Origin of the sequence: Cohaesibacter intestini (assembly GCF_003324485.1) — a bacterium.
Taxonomy (GTDB): Bacteria; Pseudomonadota; Alphaproteobacteria; order Rhizobiales; family Cohaesibacteraceae; genus Cohaesibacter; species Cohaesibacter intestini.
In genome coordinates this window covers 1-25,563 of the sequence record NZ_QODK01000004.1, presented here as the reverse complement: position 1 = coordinate 25,563, position 25,563 = coordinate 1, and the positions used below count along the sequence as shown (strand labels likewise).

The following is a 25,563-nucleotide window of genomic DNA, read 5'->3' as shown; positions in this document are numbered from 1 at the left end:
AAGCAGGCGCTGTTACTTGCATGTGAGAATCACCTGATTGGCCATCGTGACCGTCAATTTCATCAATTCTTCGGGCAACTCGCGCTGATCCGCCGGAATCTGAGCCAACGCATCCATCGTGTCGCTGTCGAGATCCTGCGCCATTTTCAAATCCATCTTGCAGCCCTTCGGCGCATCGACCAGCGTGGCGGGTTGCTTGGAGGAGAAGGCAAAATCAACAAAGAAACTCGGGTCATACACCTCGAGCAGAACCTTCTTCTTGGCATCGACCTCCACCAGCACCGGCAAGGTGAAATGCAAGGTCAATTGCGTGTCATCGATCGTCAGGAAATAATCCACCGGATCTCCAAAGATCCGTTCCTTGGTCGCAGCGGTTCCTTCTTCATACAGGTCGGAGAAGAACTCATATTCCTCAAGCGATTCCACATTGACCTGCGCCAGCGGCTGCAACTCGGCCCGCGACAGTTTGCCGTCCCCATCCTCATCCAGCCCCTGCGAGGCAAAGGCGCTGAAGGCCTCATCAAAGGTCCAGTGATGGCGCACAGCACGCACCAGACTGTCTTTCATGATCAGCTCGGTTTTCACCGCCGTCCAGACATGAGGATGAGCCTTGGCCGTCGGGACGGACAACATAACAGACAGCATGGCTGCGAGACTCCAGGCAATCGCGGATCTCGTCATGAATAGCCTCCTGAAAATGGGATGATCTAACTCCTCGAGAAGCAGATTGGACACCGCCCCCTAGCCGGACAGTTCGGCAACAAAATGTCATATCCCCAGTTTGATAGAAACAGGCATTCCTCACCCAAGAGAATATCAAACAAAATTAACGTCAATAAGGGCTTTTACAAGGATAAAAAGACGCATCTTTCTCATAAATCGTCAATAATGAACCCAAAAATGCAATCTGAGAGGAACAAATCAACCTGATTCCAGAAAATTTCAAACTGTCTGCGACATTTGATCACCCCGAGTTTCACGACCATGAGCAAGTGTTGTTTTGCAGCGATGCCAAAAGTGGCCTGAAAGCCATCATTGCCGTGCACAACACCCATCTTGGACCGGCGATTGGCGGCTGCCGCATGTGGGACTATGCCAGCGCTGACGAAGCCCTGACCGATGCTCTGCGCCTGTCCAAAGGCATGACCTACAAGAATGCGCTGGCGGGTCTTCCCCATGGTGGCGGCAAGTCGGTGATCATCGGCAATGCCCATACGGACAAGAGCCCCGCGCTGCTCAAGGCTTTTGCCCATCACGTCAAATGCCTGGCCGATCGCTATGTGACCGCAGAAGATGTCGGCATCACCAGTGCCGACGCAGACCTGATGGCCACCATTGCCCCCAATGTCGGCGGCACCAGCGAAGCAGGCCTTGGTGACCCCAGCCCCTATACGGCGCTCGGGGTCTATTGCGGCATCAAGGCCGCGGCTCATCATGTCTTTGGCAATGATGATCTGACCGGCAAGCATGTATCCCTGCAAGGTCTGGGCAATGTCGGCTTCCGCGTGGCAGAGCATTTGCACAGGGATGGGGCCAAGCTGATTGTGTCTGACGTCTGGGAACCTAGCCTCACCCGCGCCGTCGATGCCTTTGGGGCCACAACCATATCGCCAGAAGAAGCCCATCGGGTGCCATGCGATATCTTTGCACCTTGTGCGCTGGGGGCAGGCCTCAATCGCCACACCATTCCGGACATTCAGGCGGCGATCGTGGCGGGAGCCGCCAACAATCAGCTCGAACAGACCACCGACGGGGCCTTGCTCGCCAGTCGCGGCATTCTCTATGCGCCGGATTATGTCATCAATGCGGGCGGCGTCATCGCCGTGGCAGAACCAGTCAGCGCCAGCGCGCACGCCAGTGTTACGCGCCGCACAGAGGCCATTGGAGACACCCTCTCTGCCATCTTTGCCGAAGCGACACGCACCGGAGAGCCCACCGCCCTGATCGCCGACCGGATGGCTGAACAGCGTTTTAGGGGCTGACAGCCAAACCAATCCTGCCGGATGGTCTCCATCCGGCAGTCAATGCATCAATGGGCGGCGCGCCAGCGCCTCAGCAACAGGGCATTGCTGACCACCGACACCGAACTGAAGGCCATTGCCGCCCCGGCAAAGGCCGGATTGAGCAAGCCAAACGCCGCCAATGGAATGCCGATCACATTATAGACAAAGGCCCAAAAGAGATTTTGCCAGATCTTGCGATAGGTTTTCTGGGCAATCTCGAAGGCAGAAGCCACAAGGCGCGTATCTTCCCGCATCAAGGTCAAGGCAGCAGCGCCGATGGCGACATCCGTACCCGATCCCATGGCAATCCCTAGATCTGCCTTGGCCAAGGCAGGCGCATCATTGAGCCCGTCGCCAATCATCGCCACGGCATGACCCGCATCCTGAAGCTCGGACAGGACTGCAAGTTTCTGCTGCGGAGATACGCCACCACGCACATCATCAAGGCCAAGCGCATCGCCGACACGGGCAACCGTCTGCACTGCGTCTCCGCTCAGCAACATGGTCTTGAAGCCTTTGTCCTTGAGCAGCCGGATCGCTTCGATGGCTTCGGGTCGCACTTCATCGCGGAACCCTAACAAAGCGACCAATTGGTCCCCTTTGGCCACCGCCGATACGGACAGGCCATCAGCAGCCATATCGGCCATTGCGGTTTCGACACCATCCAGCGTCACCCCGTGGCGCTTGAGAAAGTCAAATGTGCCAATCAGATAACGCACGCCATCCACCAGCCCTTCCACCCCTTCGCCCACATGGGCCGTGGTGGCCTCGCATTGGGGCAGAGACAGGGATTGGTCGGCGGCAGCGGTTACACAGGCCTTGGCCAGCGGATGCTCGCTGCCCGCCTGCACGGCGGCCACCGACGCAAGGATCTCGGCGTCTTGTCCGTCGACGAAATAACGTTGCTGTGCAAGGCTCGGCTTGCCCTCGGTCAGGGTGCCGGTCTTGTCAAACACCACATGGGAAACTTTGCCCGCCTGCTCCAGCGCATCAATATCGCGGATCAAAATGCCATTCTTCGCCGCCGCCCCGGTGCCCGCCACCAGTGCCGTCGGCGTCGCCAAACCCAGTGCACAAGGGCAGGCAATGACCAACACCGACACGGAGGCAACCAACGCGCTTTCGAACGAGCCGGACACAAACAGCCAGCCCAAGAAAGTCACCAGCGCCAGACCAACCACGATCGGCACAAAGATTGCGGAAATCCGGTCCGCCAGATTTTGCATCCGAGCACGGCCCGTCTGGGCCTGATCCACCAGCCGGATGATCCGCGCCAGCACCGTATCATCTCCAAGCGCTGCCACCTTGAGGGTGACGGAGCCAACCCCGTTGACCGCCCCGGCAATCACCCGCTCGCCCGCTTTGCGCAACACCGGCACGCTTTCACCCGACAACAAAGCCTCGTCAAATTCGCTCTCGCCCTGCTCGATCACCCCGTCAACGGGCACCACTTCACCGGGCAGCACCCGGATCAGATCCTCAACCGACACCTGTTCAATCGCCACCATCTGGTCGCCAGAACCATCAGCGGCAATCAACCGCGCTTCGCGTGGGCGCAACCCCATCAAGGCCCGCAAAGAATCCGCCGCCGAGCGTCTGGCCCGGCCTTCCAGCCATTTGCCAAAGACAATCAGCGTCAGGATTGCCGCCGAAGCCTCAAAATAAAGATGCCCCGCCGATTGCGCCCCAAGCATAGCCACTTGATAGAGTGAGAATAGAAAGGCCGCCGAGGTGCCGAGCGCCACCAGCACATCCATATTCGCCGCTTTGTTGGCCAACGCCGCAAAGGCTCCGCGATAAAAGCGCGCCCCGACAATCACCTGCACCGGCAAAGCCAGCGCCAACTGGAGATAAGGATTGAGATGCCAATCTAGCCCCACAGCCATACCGATCATCGGCGCAACCAGCGGCACGGTCATCACGGCAGAAAAGAGGAACAAATAGAAGGAATGCTTTTCTTCTTCACTGCGCGCTTCATCGAGCTTTTCGGCTTGCTCTTGCCGCTCAGCCAGAGACCCCTCGCGCAAGGTGGCACCAAAGCCGGTTTTCTCAATGAAGCCCTTGATGGCGTCCGCGTCAAAGTCGCCGCTGACCGCCACATCGGCCCGTTCCAGCGCCAGATTGACCGTAGCACTGACCCCGGCCTTGGCATTCAGCACCCGTTCCACCCGCGACGAACAGGCCGCGCAATGCATCCCCGTCACGTCAAAAACAAAAGTTTGAGCGTCCGCCGCGCCCTTTGACAGGTCAGCAGAAGGAGTGGCAGCAAGATCAGACATGATGATTACCTACTTGGGAGGGAAAGAGGAGCTGGCAAGGGAAGGCGTTGAAGCTCGGCAGCATAAGCAAGGAAGCCATCGACCAAATGATCAAGCAGCTTTTGCCCCATCTCAGCCGTCGCAAGGGAGGCGTCGCCCACCACTCCTTTTGGATTGAGATCGCTTGCTAACCAACCGGTCTGTTTTCGTCCATAGAAGCGAGCATGGTCATTCTGTTCGGCCCTTGCCTGTTGCGCGGAAGGGAAGATGTCTGCCTTGTCCATCGCCACCAGATCGGGGCGTAGAGCCAACATCAGGGCGGTTTCGACCGCGCCCCCATGAATGCCATAGGCAATTTCATCCGCCGTAAACATCCCATCGGGATAGCCAAAGCGCAGCCAGTTGGTGGCCGAGGCCTGCATGCCATGGTGCACCCGCAGATCCTGGATGAGAATATCCATCAAGGGGACATTGCCCCCATGGCTGTTGATCACGACGAGACGATGGATCCCGGCCCGCTTGACCGACAGGGCAATATCGGTCCAGAGCGGCAGAAGTGTTTTCCAACTCGAGGTAACGGTGCCGACCGCATCGAGATGTTCCTCGGACCAGCCCACCTGTTGGACAGGAAGAAAGACCAGCGGCAGACCCTCATCCATCCGTTCGATGCAGTGCTCGACATAGCCTTCCGCCAGCAGCGCGTCGGTGCCCGTGGGCAAATGTGGCCCATGCTGTTCAATCGCGGCAATCGGCAACACGGCAATCGGATCACGCGCAGATAATTCAGCAATCTCGTCGCGGCTCATATCGCGCCACAGATGTTTGATCATGGGACATTTGATCATGTCATGACCTTCCTACAAGGCACGAAACAGCGTGCGACAGACAAAGAGGACAGAGAGCGAGTGCATTCGTGCGAGACGCACCAGAGTGGTGCCTCCCCTTAATGGTAAGGCGGATTTCGAAGGATTCAAGATCTGACGGTCTTTTCCGACATCAATTCACCTTGCAAAGCAATCCCATACTTCCCTCCACACAAGCCCTTAGTCACTTTACCCAAGCCCATTCTGCGCCTATCGTATCGCCAACCAACAAGATCGCCAAGGGAGGCCAATCATGCTTCACCCCATCGCCAATTTCGCCAATCTGGGCGACGAAAATGCCTTTGCCGTCCTCGCCCGCGCCAACCATCTGGCCGCGCAAGGACGCGACATCATCAATCTGGGCATCGGCCAGCCAGATTTCAAAACCCCGAATCACATCGTCAGCGCGGCAGTCAAGGCATTGGAAGCCGGCGAGCATGGCTACTCCCCGGCCAATGGCATCCCGGCCCTGCGCGAGGCGGTGGCTGACGATCTCAAACTGCGCCACGGAGCCGACATAGCCCCGGACCGGATCATGATCATGCCCGGTGGCAAGGTGACCATGTATATGGCCATCACCATGTTCGGCCAGCCCGGGGCGGACATTCTCTATCCCGATCCCGGCTTCCCGATTTATCGCTCGATGATCGAATTCACCGGCGCCCGCCCGGTGCCTGTGCCCCTTCGGGAGGAAAATGGCTTTGCCTTCTCGGCAGACGAGTTGCTCTCCCTGATCACGCCGCAAACCCGTCTGATCATCGTCAATAGTCCATCCAATCCGACCGGCGGCGTCACCCCGAAGGCTGAAATCGACAAACTGGTCAAGGGACTGGCGCAATGGCCCGAGGTGGCCATCATGTCCGACGAGATCTATTCGCGCATGACCTTTGATGACCTAGCCCATCAGAGCCTGACCAGCTATCCCGAACTGGCTGATCGCCTGATTCTGCTGTCGGGCTGGTCCAAGACCTATGCCATGACCGGCTGGCGGTTGGGTTTTTCCGTCTGGCCCGCGCAAATTTTGGATGATGCCCGCAAGCTGGCGGTCAATTCCTATTCCTGCGTCAACAGCGCCGCCCAGTTTGCCGGCATCGCCGCCCTCACAGGCCCGCAAGGAGCAGTCGATTACATGATGGACGAGTTCGACATCCGCCGCAAAGCGGTGGTCGAGGCCTTGAACGACCTGCCCAACGTTTCCTGCATCACGCCAAAGGGCGCCTTCTATGCCTTCCCCAACATCAAGGCGACAGGCTTCAAGGCCAAGGAGCTCTCCTCACGCCTGTTGGAAGAAGCCGGCGTCGCCACCATCGGTGGGCCAGACTTCGGCGTCCATGGGGAGGGCTATATCCGCCTTTCCTATGCCAACAGCCTAAATAACATCCTCAACGCCATTGACCGCATGGGGGATTTTCTCGAGGCCAACGCGCCGAAATAGCATCGCCATCGCTTCCGACCGCATGAGAACAAGGAATGGGCAAAATCACATTCCCTGTCTTGCGGTCGCGTGCCTTTCATTGAATATTGGATACAATTCATCCAGCGATCGCCTTTCAAGCCAAAAAGACCATCATCATGAGCCAGCCTTCTGCCCCTTCCGCCTCGTCTGCCTTTGACATCCCGCCACCGAATCTCAGCCAAGAGCGCCTCCTTGCCCTACTCGAAGAACATTACGGCAAAACCGGCAGCCTCAAGCAGCTGGTCAGCGAGCGGGACCAGAATATGCGCCTTGACGAGAAAGACGGGGCAACCGGCAAGGATCGGCGCTACACGGTCAAGATCGCCAACAAGGGCGAAGACAAGGCCCTGCTTGATCTGCAAATCGCAGCCCTCGAACACTTGCAGGCAGTTGATCCGTCCCTCGCCCTGCCACAGATCCTGTGCAGCAAGACCGGCAACAGCCTCATTCAACTGCCAGAAGCGGATGGTGGCAACTGGATGCGGACCGTGTCCTATCTCGATGGCGTAACCTTTGCCGATTGTGAAAAGACCAAAGAGCTACGCCACGCACTGGGACAGACCATGGGGCGCCTGACACAGGCTTTGCAGGGCTTTGGCCATCCCGCAGCCCATCAGCCGGACTTTCTGTGGAATCTCGACAATGTCGAGGCCTGCCGCGCCTTTATTCCCGACATTGCCGATGAAGCCGACCGGGCGATGGTCGCCCGCTTCTTTGCGCTTTATGACATCATCTCCAAGCCATTATTCGCTCGCCTGCCCGGCGCGATCATCCATCACGACGCCAATGATCTCAATCTGATTGTCGACGAGCAGAAGGGCACTGTCGGCCTGATCGATTTCGGCGACATGGTTTATTCCCGCCGGGTCAACGAGCTGGCCGTCACCTTGGCCTATGCCTTGATGGAGAGCGATGATCTGATCAGCGATGGCAGCGATATTGTCGCCGCCTATTGCGCAGAATGTCCCCTCACAGACCTTGAGATGGCCGTCCTGCCGATGCAAATGGCCATGCGGCTGGTCATGTCAGTCTGCATCAGCTCCCACCGCGCGGCGAGCTACCCGGACAATGCCTATCTGACCATCAGCCAGAAACCCGCCTTTGACCTGCTCGCCCGCCTTGATCGGCTTAATCTGCGCTTTGTTGCCGCCGCATGGCGCAAGGCAGCAGGCAAATGCGCCACCGCCAATGGCGACAAGGTCCTGCCATGGCTGAAGGCCAATCAAAGCTCATTCGCCCCGATCTTTGCCCGCCCACTGAAGCGCGAAGCCCGCATCTTGGTGTCTTACGCCAAGGGCGCAGAAGGCTTGGAGCTGCTGTCCGATGGCAACGCCCATTGGGCCTTCATCCAGCAAAAAATGACTGAAACCGAAGCGACCTATGCCATCGGGCTTTATGCCGAAGACCGCGATTGCTACCGCACCGATGCCTTCAAGAGCCGCGAGGGGTCAGGCTGGCGCAGCACCCATCTGGGCTTTGATGTCTTCATCGACGTGGACACCCCGATCTTTGCTCCGCTCGATGGCGAGGTGGTCTCAGTGGTAAACAATGCCGAATACCAGAATTACGGCCCCACCGTGATCCTCAAACATCAGGCAGGCGACACGGGCAGCCATTTCTTCACCCTCTATGGTCACCTGTCGCTGGCGACCCTTGATCTGCTCAGCCCCGGTCAGCAGGTGAAGGCAGGCGACCCAATTGGCTATATTGGCGACGCCTCGGTCAATGTCGGCTGGGCGCCCCATTTGCATTTCCAGATCATCCTCGATCTGCTCGGTGAGACGGGGGATTTCTATGGGGTAGGCGAACCCAACCGAATGGATGTCTGGGGCGATATCTGCCCCGATCCAAATCTGATCGTCGATTTCCACCCCGCCGCATTTGAGACCGACGCCACCAGCGTCAGCGACCTCAAAGCCCGCCGCGATCACGCCATAGGCCCATCCCTCAGCCTGTCCTACAAACAACCGTTGAAGATTGTCGGCGGCAAGGGGCAGTTTCTGATTGACCAAACGGGTCGGGAATATCTCGATCTGGTCAACAATATCTGCCATGTCGGCCATTGCCACCCTCATGTGGTCGAAGCGCTGGAAAAGCAGGCCCGCAGGCTGAACACCAACACCCGCTATCTGCACGACACGATCATCAACTATGCCGAGCGGCTCGCCGCCACCCTGCCCGATCCGCTTTCAGTGGTTTATCTGACCTGTTCAGGCAGCGAGGCCAATGAGTTGGCCATGCGGATGGCCCGCACTGTATCTGGCAACAGCGACATGATCTGCGTAAATTGGGGCTATCATGGCAACACGGCGGCCAATGTCGCCGTCAGCCCCTACAAATTTGACCGCAATGGCGGCGCAGGCTGCCCGCCCAACACCCAGATTGCCGAAATGCCTGATCCCTATCGTGGCCGCTTCAAAGGCTATGGCAGCGACAGCGGTCGCGCCTATGCGCAAGATGTCGGGGAATGCATTGCCGCGATTCAAACCAAGGGCCATCAAGGGCCTGCTGGCTTCATCGCCGAATCCATGCTTGGCTGCGGCGGTCAGGTGGTGCTGCCAGACGGCTATCTCGCCCATGCCTATGATCAGGTCCGCGCTGCCGGTGGTCTTTGCATTGCCGACGAAGTGCAGATCGGCTTTGGCCGTGATGGTGAGCATATGTGGGGCTTTGAATATCAAAAGGTCATCCCGGACATCGTCACCATGGGCAAGCCAATCGGCAATGGCCACCCGATGGCCGCCGTCGTCACCACGCCTCAGATTGCCCGCGCCTTTGCCAATGGCATGGAATATTTCAATTCCTTTGGCGGCAACCCGGTTTCCTGCGCCGTCGGCATGGCGGTGCTGGATGTCATCGAACAGGAAGGCCTGCAAGACAATGCCCTCAAAATGGGGACCTATTTCCAACAGGGCCTGAAGGCCTTGGCAGACAAATATCCGTTGATCGGCGATGTCCGTGGCCGCGGCCTCTATATCGGGGCCGAACTGGTCGAGGATCGCGAAAGCTTGGAACCCGCCACCGAGAAAGCAGGCCGCATCATCAACTTCATGAAAAACGAAGCCGTGCTGCTCTCCACCGACGGCCCGTTTGACAATGTGCTCAAGATCAAGCCGCCGATCTGCATCAAGGCCGAACATATCGACGAGGTGATCGAAAAGCTGGACCGGGCCTTCGCCACGCTCTGAGTCAATCCGCCTTATATACCCTTGGGACCCACATAGAGAGCGCGCGGACGGATCTGCGCGCCACTCTTATATTGCTCCAGCGCATGCCCGATCCAGCCGACCATGCGCCCGGCACAAAACAGCACCATCCCGGCCCCTTCTGGCAACTTCAAAACCCGTTTCATCAGCGCAAGTGAGAAATCGATATTCGGCGCAATGCCAAACAGGGCCCGAGCATGATCAATCACCTGATCTGCCAGAAGGACGCCCGGATGATCAGGATGTGCCGCCCGTATGGCGTCCATCAGGCATTTGCCTCGCGGATCCGTATTCGTATAAAGAAGATGGCCAAAGCCGGGCAGGTCCTCTGCCCGCATCAATTGCTTCTCAAGCGCCAAGGCCGGATCGGCTTCTCGCACCATGCCTTCAAACCAGTGATCCACCCGTTCGCTGGCAGCTCCGTGTTTGGGCCCCAGAAACGCCCCCATGCCCGCAACGATGGCCGCATGCAAAGGCGCCCCGGTGGACGCAGCCACCCGCACGGCATAGGCGCTCGAATTCAGTTCATGATCTGCAGACAACACCAAAGCCATACTGATCAACCGCCTGTCCGTCGCCCCGTCAACGCCCCAGCCTTTGGCAATCAGGTCTGCAATCGGAATTGCATCGGGCGGGACATTGACCAGCTCCGAGGCAACCAGACGACAAAGATCCACCCCATGGGCCCAGAGAATGGAGGGATGCAGCGCATAGGCGGACCGGTCGACCAACGGCCACGCAGACAACATCACCATCGCCCGCTCGACGGGACGCAAGGCAGCGGGCGCAGAGGCAATCGGACGACGCGGTTTTTCGCGATTGAAGGGATTGACCGCACCACAGTCCCACAAAAGGGTGGCCGTCGCCTCCAATGTGCCATGCTGCGCCAGCTCGATAGCTGATCGGCCACAATAATGCGGCCCGGCCTCGTCAATGTAAGTCAAGCTTGACCGAATGACATCGCCGCTGTCGCGCACCTCGGGTCCCATGGTCGGCACTGCGTCTCCATTGCGCATCCGCATCGCCCGCACATCATCCGATGCATAGAGTCTGGACCGCCCCGGCCCCGCCTGTGACCGGATAAACCCGCGGGATACATAGGAATAGAGCGTCTCAACCCGCACACCCAATTCCGCCGCCGCTTCTTTCGCCGTCATGTAAAGGGCCGCCATGGCCACGCTCCCTACCAAAGTCGTGATATATTGATTGTTTGAATCAAGATTGATCAATGATGACAGGATCGTCAAGTCTAAGGGCAGATACAAACACGAGAAAGGATTTCCAATGAACAAGGTTATGCGCTCATCTGCCCTGTCAAACTCCCTACCCAAGCACCATATGTCCCCCGGCCTCGATGATGTCGTGGTCGCAGAAACAACCCTCAGCCATGTGGATGGTGCAGCCGGAGAGCTCATCCTGCGTGGCCGACGCATGGAGGACGTGGCGGGGCGCATCCCGTTTGAAGATGTTGTCGTTGACCTCTGGTCGGGCTTTACCAAAGAACCCGTCACCAGCATCCGGGATCAATTGGCAGCAGCCAGTCTTCAGGCGATGGAAGTCGTGCATCAGCTGGCTCCCCTGGCCCCAAATCTTGAAGTAATTGAATGGATGCGGGCCTGTCTCGATGCCCTTCCGATCAACAACTCCACATCGGAACCGGTGGCGATCCTCGCGGCCATGCCGGTCTTTCTGGCGAACGGCTTCCGCGCCAAGCAGGGAATGACGCTGGTATCCCCCAATCCGCAGCACAGCTTTGCGGAAAGCATCCTCGCCATGCTGCATGACGCATCCCCCGGCAGCCATGAAGTCGAAAGCCTTGATCGCTATCTGGTGACGATTTGCGATCATGGCCTGAATGCCTCGACCTTCACGGCGCGGGTGATTGCCTCAACGCAGTCGGACATGCGCTCGGCCATTTCAGGTGCCATCGGCGCGTTGAAAGGCCCCTTGCATGGGGGCGCACCCGGCCCCGTGCTTGACATGATCGAAGCCATTGGCAAACCGGACAAAGCGGATGCTTGGATCGCCAAAGAGCTGGCAGCAGGCCGCCGCCTGATGGGCTTTGGCCATCGCGTTTATCGGGTACGCGACCCCAGAGCCGACATCCTGAAAGAAGGTCTGGCCAAAATGGCGAGCCATTCAGACAAGATCATTCATGCCATGGCCATCGAGAAAGCCGCCCTCAAGGCCCTCAAGAAGCACAAGCCAGACCGCACCCTCGACACCAATGTCGAGTTTTACACCGCGATCCTTCTCGACAGCATCGGCATTGATCGCAGCTTGTTCACGCCCCTCTTCGCCGTTGGCAGAACAGCAGGCTGGACCGCCCATGTCATGGAACAGACTGCCAGCAACAAGCTGATCCGACCACAATCCCTTTATGTCGGCCCTACCCCTGCCTGATAGAAAAAAGCCGCATCCAGTGGATGCGGCTTTATCAGGTGCGGGGACGCTTCTTCTTCTTTGTTGATGGTTAGCGCGTGATGGTTTCCGGTCCCATCAAGGCGGTCGGTATGGCCGTCGAGATCCATGGAATATAGGTCACCAAGATCAGGAAAATCATCAAAATGCCGACCCATGGCAAGGCAGCCCGGACCACCTGCACCAACGACATGCCGGTGATGCCCGAGGTGACGAACAGATTGAGCCCGATGGGCGGCGTGATCATGCCGATCTCCATATTCACCACCATAATGATGCCCAGATGGATCGGATCGACACCCAGCTCGATGGCAATCGGGAACACCACCGGTGCAACGATCAGCAACAGACCAGACGGCTCCATGAACTGGCCTCCGATCAGCAGCAACAAATTGACTGCCAACAGGAAGGTGAACCAGTTGAAGCCTGCCCCGATCATCAGATCGGTAATCTGCTGCGGGATTCGCTCGGTCGTCAACACATGGGCAAACAACAGAGCGTTGGCGATGATGAACATCAGCATGATGGTCGTCTTGGCCGAGTTGGTCATCACCTTTTGCGTGTCTTCATGCACCAAAGCGAGCGGGAAGCGGGTCACTGTGAGGTAAAGGTTGCGGATCGCCGCCTCGACAAATCCCTCGCTTGGCCGCCGCCAGGACACCTCGCGCAATGGCCCCATATCACGATAGACAAACAGAGCGATAAAAGCCGCATAGACCGCCGCCACCGCCGCTGCTTCGGTCGGCGTGAAGACCCCGCCATAGATGCCGCCCAGAATGATGACGATGAGGAACAGGCCAAAAGCGGAATCGCCCGCAGCGGACGCCAGCTCGCCGACCCCTTTCCAGGGTTGACGCGGATAATTCTTGCGCTTGGCCACGATATAGATGCCAAGCATCAGCATCGTGCCAGCCAACAGACCCGGAATAATCCCGGCCAGGAACATCCTACCAACCGACACATCGGTCGCCGCTGCATAAACCACCATCACGATGGAGGGCGGGATGAGAATGCCGAGCGTACCCGCATTGGCGATGATGCCAGCAGCAAATTCTTTCGGATAGCCGACATCCTTCATGCCGGCAATGACGATCGTCCCAATGGCGACCACAGTTGCGGGCGAAGACCCTGAAAGCGCAGCAAACAGCATGCAGGCAAACACCCCCGCCATCGCAAGGCCTCCGGGAAAAGGCCCGACCACCGCAATGGCAAACCGGATGATGCGTTTGGCGACGCCGCCGGTCGCCATGAAACTGGAGGCCAGAATGAAGAAGGGGATCGCCAACAAGGTATAATGCTCGGTCGCTTCAAACAGCTTTTGAGCCATTGATGACAGACTGTCATCGGAGAAAAAGTGGATATAAACGACGCTGGACAGCCCCAGCGAAATGGAGATCGGCGCACCAAACAGCAACAGGCCGAGCACCATGCAGAAAAGAAAGAAAGTTTCCATGCCCGTGCCCCTTAAGCCTTGTTCTTGTTTTCTGCGACGAGGTCTTCTGCCTCATGGCTCGCAATAATCATCTTGCGATCGCCAACCACGATCGCCCATGCCGCCTGCAAACAGCGCAGGGCAAACAAGGCAAGACCGATTGGCAGGATCGAATAGGCCAACCAGCGCGGCACTTCATTGTCATAGATTTCCAGCCCGATGGCCGGGGCCACACCATTGGCAAACCAGTCCGGAAAATGCAGATCTTCCATGCCGATGTTGAATTTGTACATCTTGCCGATATAGGTCATCGACCCGTCCAGCAGCATCAGGGCATAGACAACGCCCGTCAGGGCACCAAGAACCGCAGCAACCCGAAACAGGCGATTGGGCAACAGCGCAATCAAGGCATCGACCCCCAAATGGGCACCAATCTTGATGCCATAGGATGCCCCAAACAGGATCATCCAAGCATACATCAGCGTGGTGGCTTCCAGCGCAGCCCCCCAGCCGGAATTGAAAATATAACGTGCAATCACCTGCGAGAAGGTCAGCAGCACCATCCCTGCCAATAGCAGCGAAATGACCGTTTCCTCGAATTTCGTGATGATGCGAGACAGTCGTTCCATACCCGCCCCCATGCCCTGTCTTTGCAGGGTGTTGTCTTGTTGTTCAACGACGCTGAAGGAAGGGAAACCACGCAGTCGGTCGGTGCAGGCCTATCCCTTGCACACAAGCAACCACCTCGGCATCCGCTCGAACAGACACGCATCGAACGCTTCTGGTCGGGAGAAGGCAGCAGACCGCCCTCTCCCTATTGCAATCAAGCGGATTGCTTAGTTGTTGGCAGCCAGAGCCGCATCGATCAGATCCTGACCGATATCGTCCTTAAACTGGTCCCAAACGGGTTTCATCACATCCACCCAGGCCTGACGCTGGGACGCATCAAGCTCACGGATCACGCCGCCAGCTTCGAGAATCTTGGCGCGGTTCTGCGCGTTGATCTCGGTCGACAGAGCGTTCCGCTCAGCGGCCACTTCATCCATGATGGTCTTCAGCTGAGTGCGGATCTCCGGATCCAGGCCATCCCACCATTCGGTGGAGGTGACGACCAGATAGTCCAGCACCTGATGGTTGGTTTCGGTCACACCGTCCTGCACTTCGAAGAATTTCTTGGTGTAGATGTTGGACCAGGTATTCTCCTGACCATCGACAACACCGGTCTGCAGGGCGCCATAAACCTCGGCAAATGCCAGCTTTTGCGGGTTGGCACCCAGTGCCTCAATCATTGCGGCGGCCACTTCGGAGGTTTGCACGCGGAACTTCAGGCCAGATGCATCAGCCGGTTTGATCAAAGGCTTGTTGGCCGAGAAATGCTTGATGCCATTGTGCCAGTAGGACAATCCCTGCAAGCCCTTGCGCTGCATGGAATCGAGCATGGCTTGACCATTGTCAGAGGTCTGGAAACGATCAACTGCCCCCATATCCTTGAACAGGAAGGGCAGATCGAACAGGCGGAATTTCTTGGTATATTTCTCGAACTTGGCAAGCGAAGGCGCTGCCAGCTGAACATCACCGAGCAGCAGGGCTTCGAGCACCTTGTTGTCATTGAATAGCTGCGAGTTCGGGAACACTTCCATGCAGGCCTTGCCGTTCATTTCGGCATTGACGCGTTCGGCCAGAAGCGAGGCGGCTTCACCCTTGGGATGGCCAGTCGCAGCGGTCACATGGCTGAATTTGATGACCATCTCACCGTCATCACAATTGGCAGACGCAGCTGCAGTGCCGAGCAGCAGCGCAGCCGAGGCTGCGGCCAGAACAAGTTTCTTCATCGGGGTCTCCTCCCAGAGAGTCATTTCAGGGCTTTTGCCCATTTTGCGAATGATCTCTTGTATGCAACGCCCGTGCCAAAAGATGCAAAGTCGATGAATTTTCCAGCAAAGCCTTGAATATAGTGCATATCAGACCCAATTGAATTGCACAGCTCGCGCAACACACCCTGCAATCTGTGTGGATTTCGTTACACATCCCCTCCAGTCTGTATCGATTCCCACACACATTTGGATGCAGGATCGCTCCCTCATCCGATCCTATTCCAGGTCATATTTCTTCAGTTTGTCATACAGCGTCTTGCGGCCAAGCCCGAGACTTTCGGCCGTTTTCGTCCGGCATCCTCCCTGCTCCTTCAGGGCTTCGGCAATCAATTGCCGCTCATAAGCCCCGACACGTTCCGCCAAGGTTGCCGTCACACTCTGGACTGCGTCGTCACGTTCTCCGCCCTGACCATCCGCCAGCCCCATCGACAGACCGAGCACAAACCGATCCGCTGCATTACGCAACTCGCGCACATTGCCCGGCCAATCATACGCCATCAGCCGGTCGAGCAAGCTACGGGTTAGATCCGGGATATCCTTGCGATAGCGCGAGCGGGCACCCCGGGCGAGAAAATTGAACAGGTCCGGAATGTCTTCCTTTCTGTCACGCAAGGGCGGGATATGGAGGGTGACAACATTCAACCGATAGAATAGATCAGGTCTGAAGCTCCCCTGCCGTCCGGCTTCTTCCAGATCGGTCTTGGTGGCAGCGATGAAACGGATATCAAGCGCGATCAGCTCGTTGGTGCCCAAGGGTTCAACAGCGCGTTCTTCGATGACACGCAGCAGCTTGACCTGCAATTCCATTGGCATGGTCTCGATTTCATCAAGAAACACCGTCCCGCCATTGGCATATTGCAGCTTGCCCACCCGCTTTGATGAGGCGCCGGTAAACGCCCCCTGCACATGACCGAACAATTCGGATTCGATGATATCCGCAGGCAAACCGCCGCAATTGAGCGCCACAAACGGCGCACCCGAGCGCCGCCCCTCTTCATGCAGGGCACGTGCCACCATTTCCTTGCCGGATCCGGTTTCCCCCTTGATCAGGATGTCCGCATCCGTATCGGACAATGCCAGAATATCCGACCTGAGGCGCTGCATGGCAAGGGACTGGCCAACCAGCCGCCCCTCTAACTTGCTCTCTTCGGCCAGTTCCTGTCGCAGAGCCCGGTTTTCCAGCACCAACCGGCGCTTTTCTGCCGCCCGCATGACCACCCCAACCAGAACCGCCATGGGAAAGGGCTTTTCAATAAAATCATAGGCGCCACGCCGCATCGCTTCCACCGCCAGCGGCACATCCCCATGCCCCGTGATCAGGATCACCGGAAAGGCATCATCCAGCTCGTGCACATGCTGCATCAAGTCAAGGCCATCGTCGGACCCCAGCCGGATATCCGAAATCAGGATGCCTTCCAGATGACGCGAGATGGTTTCAAGGATCCCCTCGCGACTGTCAAACTCAATGACCTCATAGCCAGCCAACTCCAGCCCCTGCTTGAGGGCAAAGCGGACCTCTTCTTCATCCTCGGCCAGCAAAATCTTCGTTTGGCTCGTCATCTTGTCCTCATTCCCCCAGCCACACCCCAGCATCCGGGTGCGTGTTCAGCTCAGTTTCGTCTCTGTTATCCATCGTTCGCCAACGGCAGCGTGATGCGGAAGGTGGTTTTCATCTCATCGGCGGCCGGATCGACCAGCGACAGGGAGCCTCCAAATCCGCTTACCAGATTGCTGGCGATCGGCAGGCCCAGCCCCAACCCGACCCCATGGCCCTTGCTGGTGACGAATGGCTCGAAAATCTCGGCTCGCAAGGCGGGTTCGATCCCCGGCCCATTGTCACTGATCTCGATGATCCCATTGTCGCCATCACGGGCGACCCGGATTCTCACCCGCCCAGCGGCACCGCGCGTCTCTGAATCCTGCTCAGCGATGGCATCAAGCGCATTGGCAATCAAATTGATCAACACCTGTTCCAGCCGCGTATGTCCGGCAGTCACCAGCAACTGGCTCGCCTCGCGCACCACCTCAAGGGTCGCCCCGACCTTGCGGGCTTGTGGCTGCATCAGCATCACACTCTCGTCGAGGACCAGATCAACCGACACCGACTTCAGGTCGACGCCGGGCTTGCGGGCGAAGGTCTTGAGGGTTTTCGACAGATTGGCCAAACGATCGACCAGTTTGCCAATGCGCGAAAGATTGTCCTGCCCTTGTGCATACCGCCCGGCCGAAAACAGCAACTGCGCATTGTCCGCATAGGAGCGAATGGCCGATAGCGGCTGATTATATTCATGGCTTAACACCATCGACATCTGACCGATGGCTGCAAGCTTGGCTGAATGGATCAGCCCTTCCTGCGTCTGGCGCAATTCCCGTGTCCGGTCCCGCACCCGGCGCTCGAGCCATTGACTGGTTGCCAGATCCTTACGCCTCTGGCGCAACTGCATTTGCTGGCGATTGAACTCCACCGATAAGGCCCCCAGCACCAAACCGGAAATCAAACTCGAAATGACCAAAGCAGTGGCCGCTGTCATCACCGGTCGGCGCAAAGGTTCAAGCGCATAGAAGGTCCAGCCCAGCACATGTTCGGTGCGTCTGGCCGCCACATAGTCACCCGCCACATCATGGGCACCATTGCGGCTGCGCACATCGATCAGCAACGGCCCGAACAGACTTGGCCGTTTTTCCAGTGTCCAGGGGTGGGCATGGTCTGTATGACCATCCATCTGGGCATTCAGCCACGCAGTTTGGTTGGTGAGCAGGACCCGCCCCTGTTTGGTTGCCAATATGGGCTGGGGTGATAAGGCCCATATCTGTTCCGTACCACTCAGATCCACATGCACCGACACCACCCCGGCAATCTGACCATCGACCCGGGCAGCGAAGGAAAAGACATAGATCCGCCCCTCCGAGCCATGCCTCAACCAGCGACCGAGCCGCCCCTCAAGCGCCTGCACAATGTCGGGCCGCTTAAGAATATCAGGGTCGCTGGAGACTTCACCTTCCTGCCGCGAGGAGAATGTAGAAAGCTGCAAGCCGTTCAAAAAGGTCAGACGAATATCAACCGCATCGCTCATGCCGCCGATCCGCGCCATCCCTTGCAGGGCCGTCTCCATATCATCGTCATCATGCGTGCTGGAAAAAATAGTCAGCAGATCGGGTCGGCGCGCCAGCAGTGGCGTCAGCAGACGATATTTGTCGAGCGCATTAACCAGCCCCTCCAACTGCAACGTCAGCCGGGCCGTTGCATTGGCCTGACTGTTCAGCAGCGCGCCGCGATAGCTAAGCACCGTTGCGACAACAACCAGCAAGGTCAATCCAAAGGCAAGCCACGCCAGCACCTTGCGATGTTGCCGTACCAGCACTGCCGGCCGTTGAATGGATTGCACCATGAAAGCAAAAGTCCGTCGTCGTTCGAATTGCTGTTATCAAGCCTCAGTCGCATATAAGGGCAAAAGCGTAGACGACGCAAAAAGAAAAGGCCCGCAACTGGGGCGGGCCTTGAACGTGACTGGTTTGAAAAAGGCGCTTTAGTCGGCATGCGCCCGAGGCAAAATGGCATTGAGCAAAATGGCAACCACAGCGGACAGACCAATTCCCTTGATCTGAAAATCACCATAGCCCACTTCCATTCCGCCAATGCCGACCACCAACACAACCGAAGCAATGATCAAATTGCGCGGTTCGGTCAGGGCATCGCCCACCTTGAGCAGGGTGGAAACACCAACCACAGCAATGGCCCCGAACAGAATGACCAGAATGCCACCCATCACCGGCACCGGAATGGTGCTGAGCACCGCTCCAAGCGTCCCAGAGAAGGAGAAGACAATCGCCCAGATGGCGGCATAGGTCATGATCACAGGATTGAAGGCCTTGGTCAGCGCAACCGCGCCGGTCACCTCAGAATAGGTGGTGTTTGGTGGCCCACCCAAAAAGGCCGCAAAGCTTGTTGCCAGCCCATCCCCCAGCAGGGTGTTTTTCAAACCCGGACGGACCAGAAAATCCTTCTTGGCAACGTTGGAGATGGCTGCCACATCACCGATATGCTCGATCGCAGGCGCGATTGCCACCGGCAGGATGAACAGGATGGCTTCCAGATTGAATTCCGGGAAGGTGAAGGAAGGCACGGCAAAGAGTGGTGCCTGTGAGACGGCATCAAAACTGACCAGACCGAAAGCGAAGCTCGTGGCATAACCCGCCAGAATACCGCACAGAATCGGCAACAAACGAAACATGCCGCGACCCTTCAACGTCACCAGCATGGTGACAACAATCGCCACCAGAGCGACGATAATCGACTGGGTCATGGGTGCAAGCTGAATGGCACCATCCCCCGACTTGCCCTGTGCCATATTGACTGCGACGGGGGCCAGCGACAAGCCAATGACCATGATCACCGGACCAACGACAACCGGCGGCAGGATTCGGTCGATGATTTTCTGACCCTGATAGCGCACAAGGAAAGACAGGGCGACGTAAACCAGTCCGGCAGCGATCAAGCCAGACATGGTGCCAGCCACGCCCCAGGTATTCACACCGAAGATGATCGGCGCAATGAAGGCGAAGGAAGAGGCGAGGAAAACAGGTACCTGACGCTTGGTCACCAATTGGAACAGCAGCGTACCGGCCCCGGCCGTGAACAAAGCGACCGACGCATTAAGGCCGGTAAGAATGGGCACGAGAACCAGAGATCCAAATGCCACGAACAGCATTTGAGCACCGAGAATGATTTGGCGACCGACCCCCATTTGGGCAGAATTGTCAGCCGAAGTAGAGCCTTCGGACATGTTATATCTCCTAAGACCAACCGAGCGGGATCCAGCGCAGGCGCGGCTGATCAAGTTGATGTCAGGATAGTGTGGATCGGGACTAACGTCTGCCTGATTCTATAATCGGAAGGGAGATGAAAAAGCCCGCCCTAGTCTTTTATCAGCAAACTGAGGATAACTTGATCTGGAAAAGAGGGCATCTTAAAGCTCACGACACCAAAATGCGCACAAGTAAACTCGATCAATCAAGTTCCAAGTGGAATTACTTAGCCGGACAAAAGTCCGGCTAACTTGCGTGATTGCGGAAAATTTTCCTAGCAGGAAGCGACCCTATTCAAGACGATCCGCGTGCCAGGCGAAGTGATCGGCCAAGAAGCTGGCAATGAAATAATAGGAATGGTCATAGCCACCCTGCAAGCGCAACGTGAGGTCGACGCCCGCCTCCCGGCAGGCAGCTTCAAAGGCCCATGGCTTGAGCTGGCTGGACATAAAGTCATCCGCCAGACCCTGATCGATCAGAATGTCACCATCCCATCCTTGTTCCTTGATCAGCGCACAAGCATCATGCTGCGCCCACTGGCTCTCATCCGGGCCGAGATAGGCATTGAAGGCTTTCTGCCCCCATGGACAATCAACAGGATTGGTGATCGGGGCAAAGGCTGAGACGGAATGGAACAGATCGGGATGGCGCAAGGCCAGTGTCAGCGCTCCGTGCCCTCCCATCGAGTGGCCAGTGATACCAATTGCATCTTCATCAACGGGCAAGGCATCAATCAACAGATCAGGCAACTCGTCCGTCAGATAGCTTTCCATCTGGAAATGCGGAGCCCATGGCTCTTGTGTTGCATCAAGATAAAAGCTGGCGGCCTGTCCCAGATCATAGCCATCATCATTGGCCACAGCCTCGCCCCGTGGGCTGGTATCGGGTGCGATGAAAATCATGCCATGCTTGGCCGCATGCATCTGCGGCAAGCCCTTGGTCGTGACATTTTCCCATGTACAGGTGAGACCAGAGAGATAAACCAGGCTCGGGCAAACGAAGCCGTCCAAAGCCGCACGCGGCAGAAAGACCGCAAATTCCATGTCGGTGCCAGTTGCCTTGGATTTATGTTTATAGACGCGCTGCTCACCGCCGAAACATTTGGTGCTAAAAACTTGCTCCATGGCAAAATCTCCCTGCTTGATTGTCTCTGGCCGCCAATCTTATGAGCAAGATCTGTCTGTTCGATGACAACGGGCCAATCGCGAAGAGCCCAATCAAGCAGGCTACCCGTTGTCATGCAAGTCTTATGATGGCTATTTGCGTTTTTTACCCAGCAGCTTCAGGCGTCCGGCAATCGCCGCATCACACCGGCCTTTGGCGCGCCTTACGACAATTTCCTGCGCAAAGGTGACATGCTGCCCGATTGGTCCGCCGGAAAAAGAAGGCGTGCCTTGCGGCAGGATCTGCAGAACCCCATAATCGCCCCCCGCATCGGTGAACAGAGCAAAAGGCGTCCCGCCAACGGACAGGCCAACTTGACCGGTGCGCAGCGACTGCATCGAGATCGTCTGCTTCTTGCCCGCCAACTCCAGCTCGGTTTCACTGAGCTTCATGCGTTTCTTCTTGTCACTGGCCAACACCCAGCTGCCAAGCAGATCCTTCATTTCCGTATCCACCGCGAGGCAGGATTTGTCGGCATTGGGCACGCTGAGGCGATGGGCTTCACCCTGCTCGATGACAGTGCCATTGGCGCTCATGCGGTAAAGCATCTTTTGATCGTCAACGCGGGCCACTTCCACCAACGCCGCAGACAATCCATTCACTGAAACGCGGCGCGCATGGAAGGTATAACGGACACCCGGCACAGAATCCGAGCGCATATAAAGCCAAGTATTCGGTAGTTTCTTGTCGAAAATCAGCCAGTCACTCATGACCAGTGGCCGTACACCATTCGCATCACGCAATTCCCAAACCCCTGTAAAGAATGGCGTGTCACCTGCTGCCTTGCCTCCAACGACGCTGACAAGCGTCATCATCGAGGCGACCACGACCAAACGCAAGATCTGAGCGCTTGTTGCGAAAAATTGCATCGTCTTCATTGCTTCACCCTCTGGATCCTCAAGCGCCCCGCCAACTGCAAGCCGCCTGATCCTGGATTAACCCCATTGGTCGGAGAAGAGGATCCGACTAGGATCTGCAACTCCATACCCGTCACTGATCCGGATCGATGCGCGAAACGCACCTCAGGAAGGCCACCGCTCCCCCTATCCGTGGAGGGTAAAGTGTCACCCTGTTTTGTTTCTTTGGCAATCCCCACGATGAATAACATTGAAAAATATGGGGTTTTCGGACCCATTATGGTTAACAAAACCTTCTGGTTGTACTTCTCAACTTTGTCCAAAAGCGGTCGAGTCGAGCCTCTATCCCGCCCATCTACCGAGCAACCCCATTCAGACGCTTCAAAGCTGGTCTGGAATATGCACAATGGGACATCACAGATGTAATGTCGGCCTGCCGACAAACCAGATCGTTAAGGACCAATCCAGTGTTGCGTGCCCTTTTCCATTTCCCTCGGCTCCTCGTTCTCCTGTCGACCAGCCTTGCAATGCTGGCCATTCCCACCCGTGCCGACGAGAACAGGCTGACAGTTTTCGCAGCAGCCAGCCTCACCAACGCGGTTGGTGAAGCGGCCAAACGCTTCGAACAGCAAACCGGCATTGCTATCCGTCTGTCCTTTGCGGGCTCATCGACCCTTGCCCGGCAAATCGAGGCAGGAGCCGATGCCGATCTGTTTCTCTCGGCCAACGAAGCATGGGCTGACTATCTGCTCGATCGTGGCCTGCTCGATCCGCAACACCAGAGCCGCTCCTTGTCCAACGACCTTGTACTCGTCGGACCATTTGGAAACGGACAGAAGTCTCTCCCCCATCTCAGCGAAAAGCATTTGTTTTCTCGACTTGGAAAGGACGGTCTGATCGCCATGGGAGATCCCGACCATGTGCCCGCTGGGATCTATGGAAAACAGGCGCTAGAGGCGTTGGGCCTATGGCAAGCAACATCCAGACGCATAGCACGCACAGACAATGTTCGGGCAGCCGTGGCTTTGGTATCACGCAGGGAAGTTCCGCTCGCCATTGTCTATAAAAGTGATATGGTCGGTATAGAGGATCTGCAGATCCTCTATGTCTTTGAAAGAACGGGGCCTCCTATCCGCTATGTCTTCGCAAAGACCACAAACAGCCAATCCACTGCCGCAGAGCAATTGCTTTCCTTTTTGTCAGGCACTGAGGGCATGGCAATATTCCGGCGCTATGGATTCTCGACCGCAACAGAAAAGTAGGACGACGCGTTGAGGCAAAGGCATCAACAAGGCAAAGGCAGCCGATGATGGATCTGATCACCACCGCAGAAGCAGAAGCATTAATCCTGAGCTTCAAGATTTCAGCAACCGCTGTCTGCTGCGCCTTGCCCTTAGCGATCATGACCGCTACTTTGCTGTCTCGCCCCAGATTTCCCGGCAAGATCATTGTCGATGGAATCACCCATTTGCCATTGATCCTGCCCCCCGTTGTTATGGGCTATCTATTGTTGGTTACCCTTGGCACCCGCGCACCACTGGGCGCTTTTCTCCAGGACACTTTTGGCATCAAGTTTGTGTTCAGCTGGACCGGAGCGGCATTGGCTGCAGGCATCGTAACCTTTCCCTTTCAGGTGCGTGCGATCCGATTGGCAATGGAAGCAATTGACCCCGGCCTAATAGCCGCTGCCAAAACGCTTGGCGCGGGACCGATCGATCATTTCACATCGATTACCCTACCCCTCGCCATGCCGGGCATTATCGCTGGCGCCATCACGGCCTTTGCCGCCAGTCTGGGTGAGTTTGGAGCCATCATTACCTTTGTTTCCAACATACCGGGTGAGACAAGGACGCTGCCACTTGCCATCTACACCGCCATTCAAACCCCCGGAGGTGAAACGATAGCGGCAAGACTGGTTACCCTTTCCATCGCTCTCGCATTTTCAGGTCTGGTTTTATCGGAAATAGCCAACCGCCGCATCAAGAGGCATTTGAACCGATGAGCCTTGATATCGCCTTGCATCACGCATTTGGAACATTCGAACTGGATCTGAGCTTTTCACAATCGGACAAGGGTGTAACGGCCCTGTTTGGCCCTTCAGGTGCTGGAAAGTCCCTGACGATCAACATGATTGCTGGTCTCGAAACACCCCTGAGCGGACATATCAGCCTCAACAATCGGGTCCTTTTCTCTACGCGCGACCGTATCAATATACCATCTTACAAACGCCGCATTGGCTATGTCTTTCAGGACGCCCGTCTCTTTCCTCACAAGACCATCAGGCAAAATTTGCTGTTTGGCGCCAAGCGCACGTTCCCCAGACCCAGCCACACCGAGATTGAAGACGTAATCGCCATGCTCGACATCGCGCACTTACTCGACCGTTTTCCTTCAAAGCTGTCTGGCGGGGAAAAACAACGGGTCGCGATTGGACGCGCTCTGCTTAGGCAGCCAGATCTTTTGCTGCTTGACGAGCCTCTGTCCGCTTTGGATCATCGTCGCCAACATGACATTCTCTGCCATCTCGAGACGATCAAGGCTGACAGCAAAATCCCGATACTGCTGGTCACGCATTCAATGAACGAGGTCTCCAGATTGGCTGATGATGTAATATTGTTGAAGGACGGCAAGTTGGCAGCCCAAGGGTCCGTCTACGACATTACATCGCGCATAGACCTATTGGCATTAACGGGGCAGTTCGACGCGGCAAGCACCCTGAACGGCATCGTCAAGGCCCATTTACCTGCTCAGGGCATGTCGCTTATCAATCTGGAAGGCAACAAAATCTATGTGCCGCAATTGGACAAGCCCCTCGGTTCCATGGTGAGAATCCGGATCAAATCCCGTGATGTCATGTTGTCGAAAAACAGCCCAACCGACATCAGCGCAAACAACATTCTGCCAGTGACAATTCAGAACCATAAACAATCCGACCAAATGCATGTCGATGTTCAGCTTCGTCTCAACCGCCAAATTTTTCTGTCGCAGATCACCACCAAGTCCTGGGACCGCTTGAACTTGCAAGAAGGCATGAGCCTTTATGCGGTGCTTAAAAGCGTACAGCTACTATGATTTATGTATTATCTTTTAAGAATCAAAAAACCCCGGTGTCTGGTGAACACCGGGGTTTTTTTTATGATTTGCTTTTAACAGGCCTGGCGGCGACCTACTCTCCCGCGTCTTAAGACGAAGTACCATTGGCGCGGAGGCGTTTGACTTCCGA

Annotated in this window: 18 protein-coding genes and 1 pseudogene; 7 read left to right on the top strand and 12 right to left on the bottom strand. The window is 56.8% G+C overall.

What is annotated here, in order from left to right:
* Positions 1 to 12: 12 nt before the first annotated feature.
* Positions 13 to 681, bottom strand: a complete 669-nt coding sequence (locus DSD30_RS14750) for a DUF1007 family protein (RefSeq protein WP_114010497.1) — start codon at positions 679 to 681, stop codon at positions 13 to 15.
* A gap of 311 nt (positions 682 to 992) precedes the next feature.
* Between DSD30_RS14750 and DSD30_RS14745 the strand changes: the two genes are divergently transcribed.
* Positions 993 to 1,982 (top strand): Leu/Phe/Val dehydrogenase, encoded by a 990-nt coding sequence (locus DSD30_RS14745; RefSeq protein ID WP_245418491.1) that lies wholly within the window; start codon positions 993 to 995, stop codon positions 1,980 to 1,982.
* 47 nt (positions 1,983 to 2,029) lie between these two features.
* Here DSD30_RS14745 and DSD30_RS14740 read toward each other — a convergent pair.
* Positions 2,030 to 4,204: pseudogene (locus DSD30_RS14740) on the bottom strand (heavy metal translocating P-type ATPase); the annotation flags it as partial.
* 83 nt (positions 4,205 to 4,287) lie between these two features.
* Positions 4,288 to 5,106 (bottom strand): creatininase family protein, encoded by an 819-nt coding sequence (locus DSD30_RS14735; RefSeq protein ID WP_198662979.1) that lies wholly within the window; start codon positions 5,104 to 5,106, stop codon positions 4,288 to 4,290.
* Positions 5,107 to 5,377: 271 nt separating this feature from the next.
* Between DSD30_RS14735 and DSD30_RS14730 the strand changes: the two genes are divergently transcribed.
* Positions 5,378 to 6,559 (top strand): pyridoxal phosphate-dependent aminotransferase, encoded by a 1,182-nt coding sequence (locus DSD30_RS14730; protein WP_114010494.1) that lies wholly within the window; start codon positions 5,378 to 5,380, stop codon positions 6,557 to 6,559.
* A gap of 137 nt (positions 6,560 to 6,696) precedes the next feature.
* Positions 6,697 to 9,768: an aminotransferase class III-fold pyridoxal phosphate-dependent enzyme gene (locus tag DSD30_RS14725; protein ID WP_157967723.1), complete on the top strand. Its 3,072-nt coding sequence runs from the start codon at positions 6,697 to 6,699 to the stop codon at positions 9,766 to 9,768.
* Between the two features lie 11 nt (positions 9,769 to 9,779).
* Here the strand turns inward: DSD30_RS14725 and DSD30_RS21600 are convergent, their stop codons facing one another.
* Complete coding sequence (locus DSD30_RS21600) at positions 9,780 to 10,958, bottom strand: citrate synthase family protein (RefSeq protein ID WP_198662978.1); 1,179 nt, start codon at positions 10,956 to 10,958, stop codon at positions 9,780 to 9,782.
* 112 nt (positions 10,959 to 11,070) lie between these two features.
* Here DSD30_RS21600 and DSD30_RS14710 point away from each other — a divergent pair, with 112 nt between their 5' ends.
* Positions 11,071 to 12,189 (top strand): citrate synthase/methylcitrate synthase, encoded by a 1,119-nt coding sequence (locus DSD30_RS14710; RefSeq protein ID WP_245418490.1) that lies wholly within the window; start codon positions 11,071 to 11,073, stop codon positions 12,187 to 12,189.
* A 70-nt stretch (positions 12,190 to 12,259) separates the two neighbouring features.
* Here the strand turns inward: DSD30_RS14710 and DSD30_RS14705 are convergent, their stop codons facing one another.
* The 8 genes from DSD30_RS14705 to DSD30_RS14670 form a co-directional block, all read right to left on the bottom strand.
* Positions 12,260 to 13,660: a TRAP transporter large permease gene (locus DSD30_RS14705; RefSeq protein ID WP_114010490.1), complete on the bottom strand. Its 1,401-nt coding sequence runs from the start codon at positions 13,658 to 13,660 to the stop codon at positions 12,260 to 12,262.
* Positions 13,661 to 13,671: 11 nt separating this feature from the next.
* Positions 13,672 to 14,268: a TRAP transporter small permease gene (locus tag DSD30_RS14700; RefSeq protein ID WP_114010830.1), complete on the bottom strand. Its 597-nt coding sequence runs from the start codon at positions 14,266 to 14,268 to the stop codon at positions 13,672 to 13,674.
* Positions 14,269 to 14,475: 207 nt separating this feature from the next.
* Positions 14,476 to 15,471, bottom strand: coding sequence for a TRAP transporter substrate-binding protein (locus DSD30_RS14695; protein ID WP_114010829.1), 996 nt, complete (start codon positions 15,469 to 15,471; stop codon positions 14,476 to 14,478).
* A gap of 258 nt (positions 15,472 to 15,729) precedes the next feature.
* Entirely contained in the window at positions 15,730 to 17,073 is a 1,344-nt protein-coding gene (locus tag DSD30_RS14690; RefSeq protein WP_114010828.1) for a sigma-54-dependent transcriptional regulator, read from the bottom strand.
* Between the two features lie 65 nt (positions 17,074 to 17,138).
* On the bottom strand, positions 17,139 to 18,902 hold the full coding sequence (locus DSD30_RS14685) for a sensor histidine kinase (protein ID WP_114010489.1): 1,764 nt from the start codon (positions 18,900 to 18,902) through the stop codon (positions 17,139 to 17,141).
* Positions 18,903 to 19,040: 138 nt separating this feature from the next.
* The gene (locus DSD30_RS14680) at positions 19,041 to 20,297 is read right to left on the bottom strand and encodes a uracil-xanthine permease family protein (protein WP_114010488.1); all 1,257 of its coding nucleotides are present in this window, start codon (positions 20,295 to 20,297) and stop codon (positions 19,041 to 19,043) included.
* 312 nt (positions 20,298 to 20,609) lie between these two features.
* Positions 20,610 to 21,443, bottom strand: a complete 834-nt coding sequence (gene fghA / locus DSD30_RS14675; protein WP_114010487.1) for an S-formylglutathione hydrolase — start codon at positions 21,441 to 21,443, stop codon at positions 20,610 to 20,612.
* Between the two features lie 132 nt (positions 21,444 to 21,575).
* Positions 21,576 to 22,361 (bottom strand): hypothetical protein, encoded by a 786-nt coding sequence (locus DSD30_RS14670; RefSeq protein ID WP_114010486.1) that lies wholly within the window; start codon positions 22,359 to 22,361, stop codon positions 21,576 to 21,578.
* Positions 22,362 to 22,807: 446 nt separating this feature from the next.
* Between DSD30_RS14670 and modA the strand changes: the two genes are divergently transcribed.
* From modA to modC, 3 genes are read left to right on the top strand one after another with little or no spacing between them, the layout of a single operon-like run.
* A complete protein-coding gene (gene modA, locus DSD30_RS14660) occupies positions 22,808 to 23,602 on the top strand; it encodes a molybdate ABC transporter substrate-binding protein (protein ID WP_157967721.1) in 795 nt (264 codons plus the stop codon).
* 44 nt (positions 23,603 to 23,646) lie between these two features.
* Positions 23,647 to 24,342, top strand: a complete 696-nt coding sequence (modB, locus tag DSD30_RS14655; protein ID WP_198662977.1) for a molybdate ABC transporter permease subunit — start codon at positions 23,647 to 23,649, stop codon at positions 24,340 to 24,342.
* A complete protein-coding gene (gene modC, locus DSD30_RS14650) occupies positions 24,339 to 25,412 on the top strand; it encodes a molybdenum ABC transporter ATP-binding protein (RefSeq protein WP_114010483.1) in 1,074 nt (357 codons plus the stop codon). The genes modB and modC overlap by 4 nt, the downstream gene beginning before the upstream one ends.
* The last annotated feature ends 151 nt before the right edge of the window (positions 25,413 to 25,563 follow it).

Excerpts from the sequence above, each read along its gene's own strand:
- DSD30_RS14725 (WP_157967723.1), top strand. The coding sequence starts at position 6,697 with ATGAGCCAGCCTTCTGCCCCTTCCGCCTCGTCTGCCTTTGACATCCCG.
- modC (WP_114010483.1), top strand. The coding sequence starts at position 24,339 with ATGAGCCTTGATATCGCCTTGCATCACGCATTTGGAACATTCGAACTG.
- DSD30_RS14690 (WP_114010828.1), bottom strand. The coding sequence starts at position 17,073 with ATGACGAGCCAAACGAAGATTTTGCTGGCCGAGGATGAAGAAGAGGTC.
- DSD30_RS14685 (WP_114010489.1), bottom strand. The coding sequence starts at position 18,902 with ATGGTGCAATCCATTCAACGGCCGGCAGTGCTGGTACGGCAACATCGC.
- fghA (WP_114010487.1), bottom strand. The coding sequence starts at position 21,443 with ATGGAGCAAGTTTTTAGCACCAAATGTTTCGGCGGTGAGCAGCGCGTC.
- DSD30_RS14700 (WP_114010830.1), bottom strand. The coding sequence starts at position 14,268 with ATGGAACGACTGTCTCGCATCATCACGAAATTCGAGGAAACGGTCATT.
- DSD30_RS14670 (WP_114010486.1), bottom strand. The coding sequence starts at position 22,361 with ATGAAGACGATGCAATTTTTCGCAACAAGCGCTCAGATCTTGCGTTTG.
- DSD30_RS21600 (WP_198662978.1), bottom strand. The coding sequence starts at position 10,958 with ATGGCGGCCCTTTACATGACGGCGAAAGAAGCGGCGGCGGAATTGGGT.
- DSD30_RS14695 (WP_114010829.1), bottom strand. The coding sequence starts at position 15,471 with ATGAAGAAACTTGTTCTGGCCGCAGCCTCGGCTGCGCTGCTGCTCGGC.
- DSD30_RS14705 (WP_114010490.1), bottom strand. The coding sequence starts at position 13,660 with ATGGAAACTTTCTTTCTTTTCTGCATGGTGCTCGGCCTGTTGCTGTTT.
- DSD30_RS14730 (WP_114010494.1), top strand. The coding sequence starts at position 5,378 with ATGCTTCACCCCATCGCCAATTTCGCCAATCTGGGCGACGAAAATGCC.
- DSD30_RS14735 (WP_198662979.1), bottom strand. The coding sequence starts at position 5,106 with ATGATCAAATGTCCCATGATCAAACATCTGTGGCGCGATATGAGCCGC.
- DSD30_RS14710 (WP_245418490.1), top strand. The coding sequence starts at position 11,071 with ATGAACAAGGTTATGCGCTCATCTGCCCTGTCAAACTCCCTACCCAAG.
- DSD30_RS14680 (WP_114010488.1), bottom strand. The coding sequence starts at position 20,297 with ATGTCCGAAGGCTCTACTTCGGCTGACAATTCTGCCCAAATGGGGGTC.
- modB (WP_198662977.1), top strand. The coding sequence starts at position 23,647 with ATGATGGATCTGATCACCACCGCAGAAGCAGAAGCATTAATCCTGAGC.
- DSD30_RS14750 (WP_114010497.1), bottom strand. The coding sequence starts at position 681 with ATGACGAGATCCGCGATTGCCTGGAGTCTCGCAGCCATGCTGTCTGTT.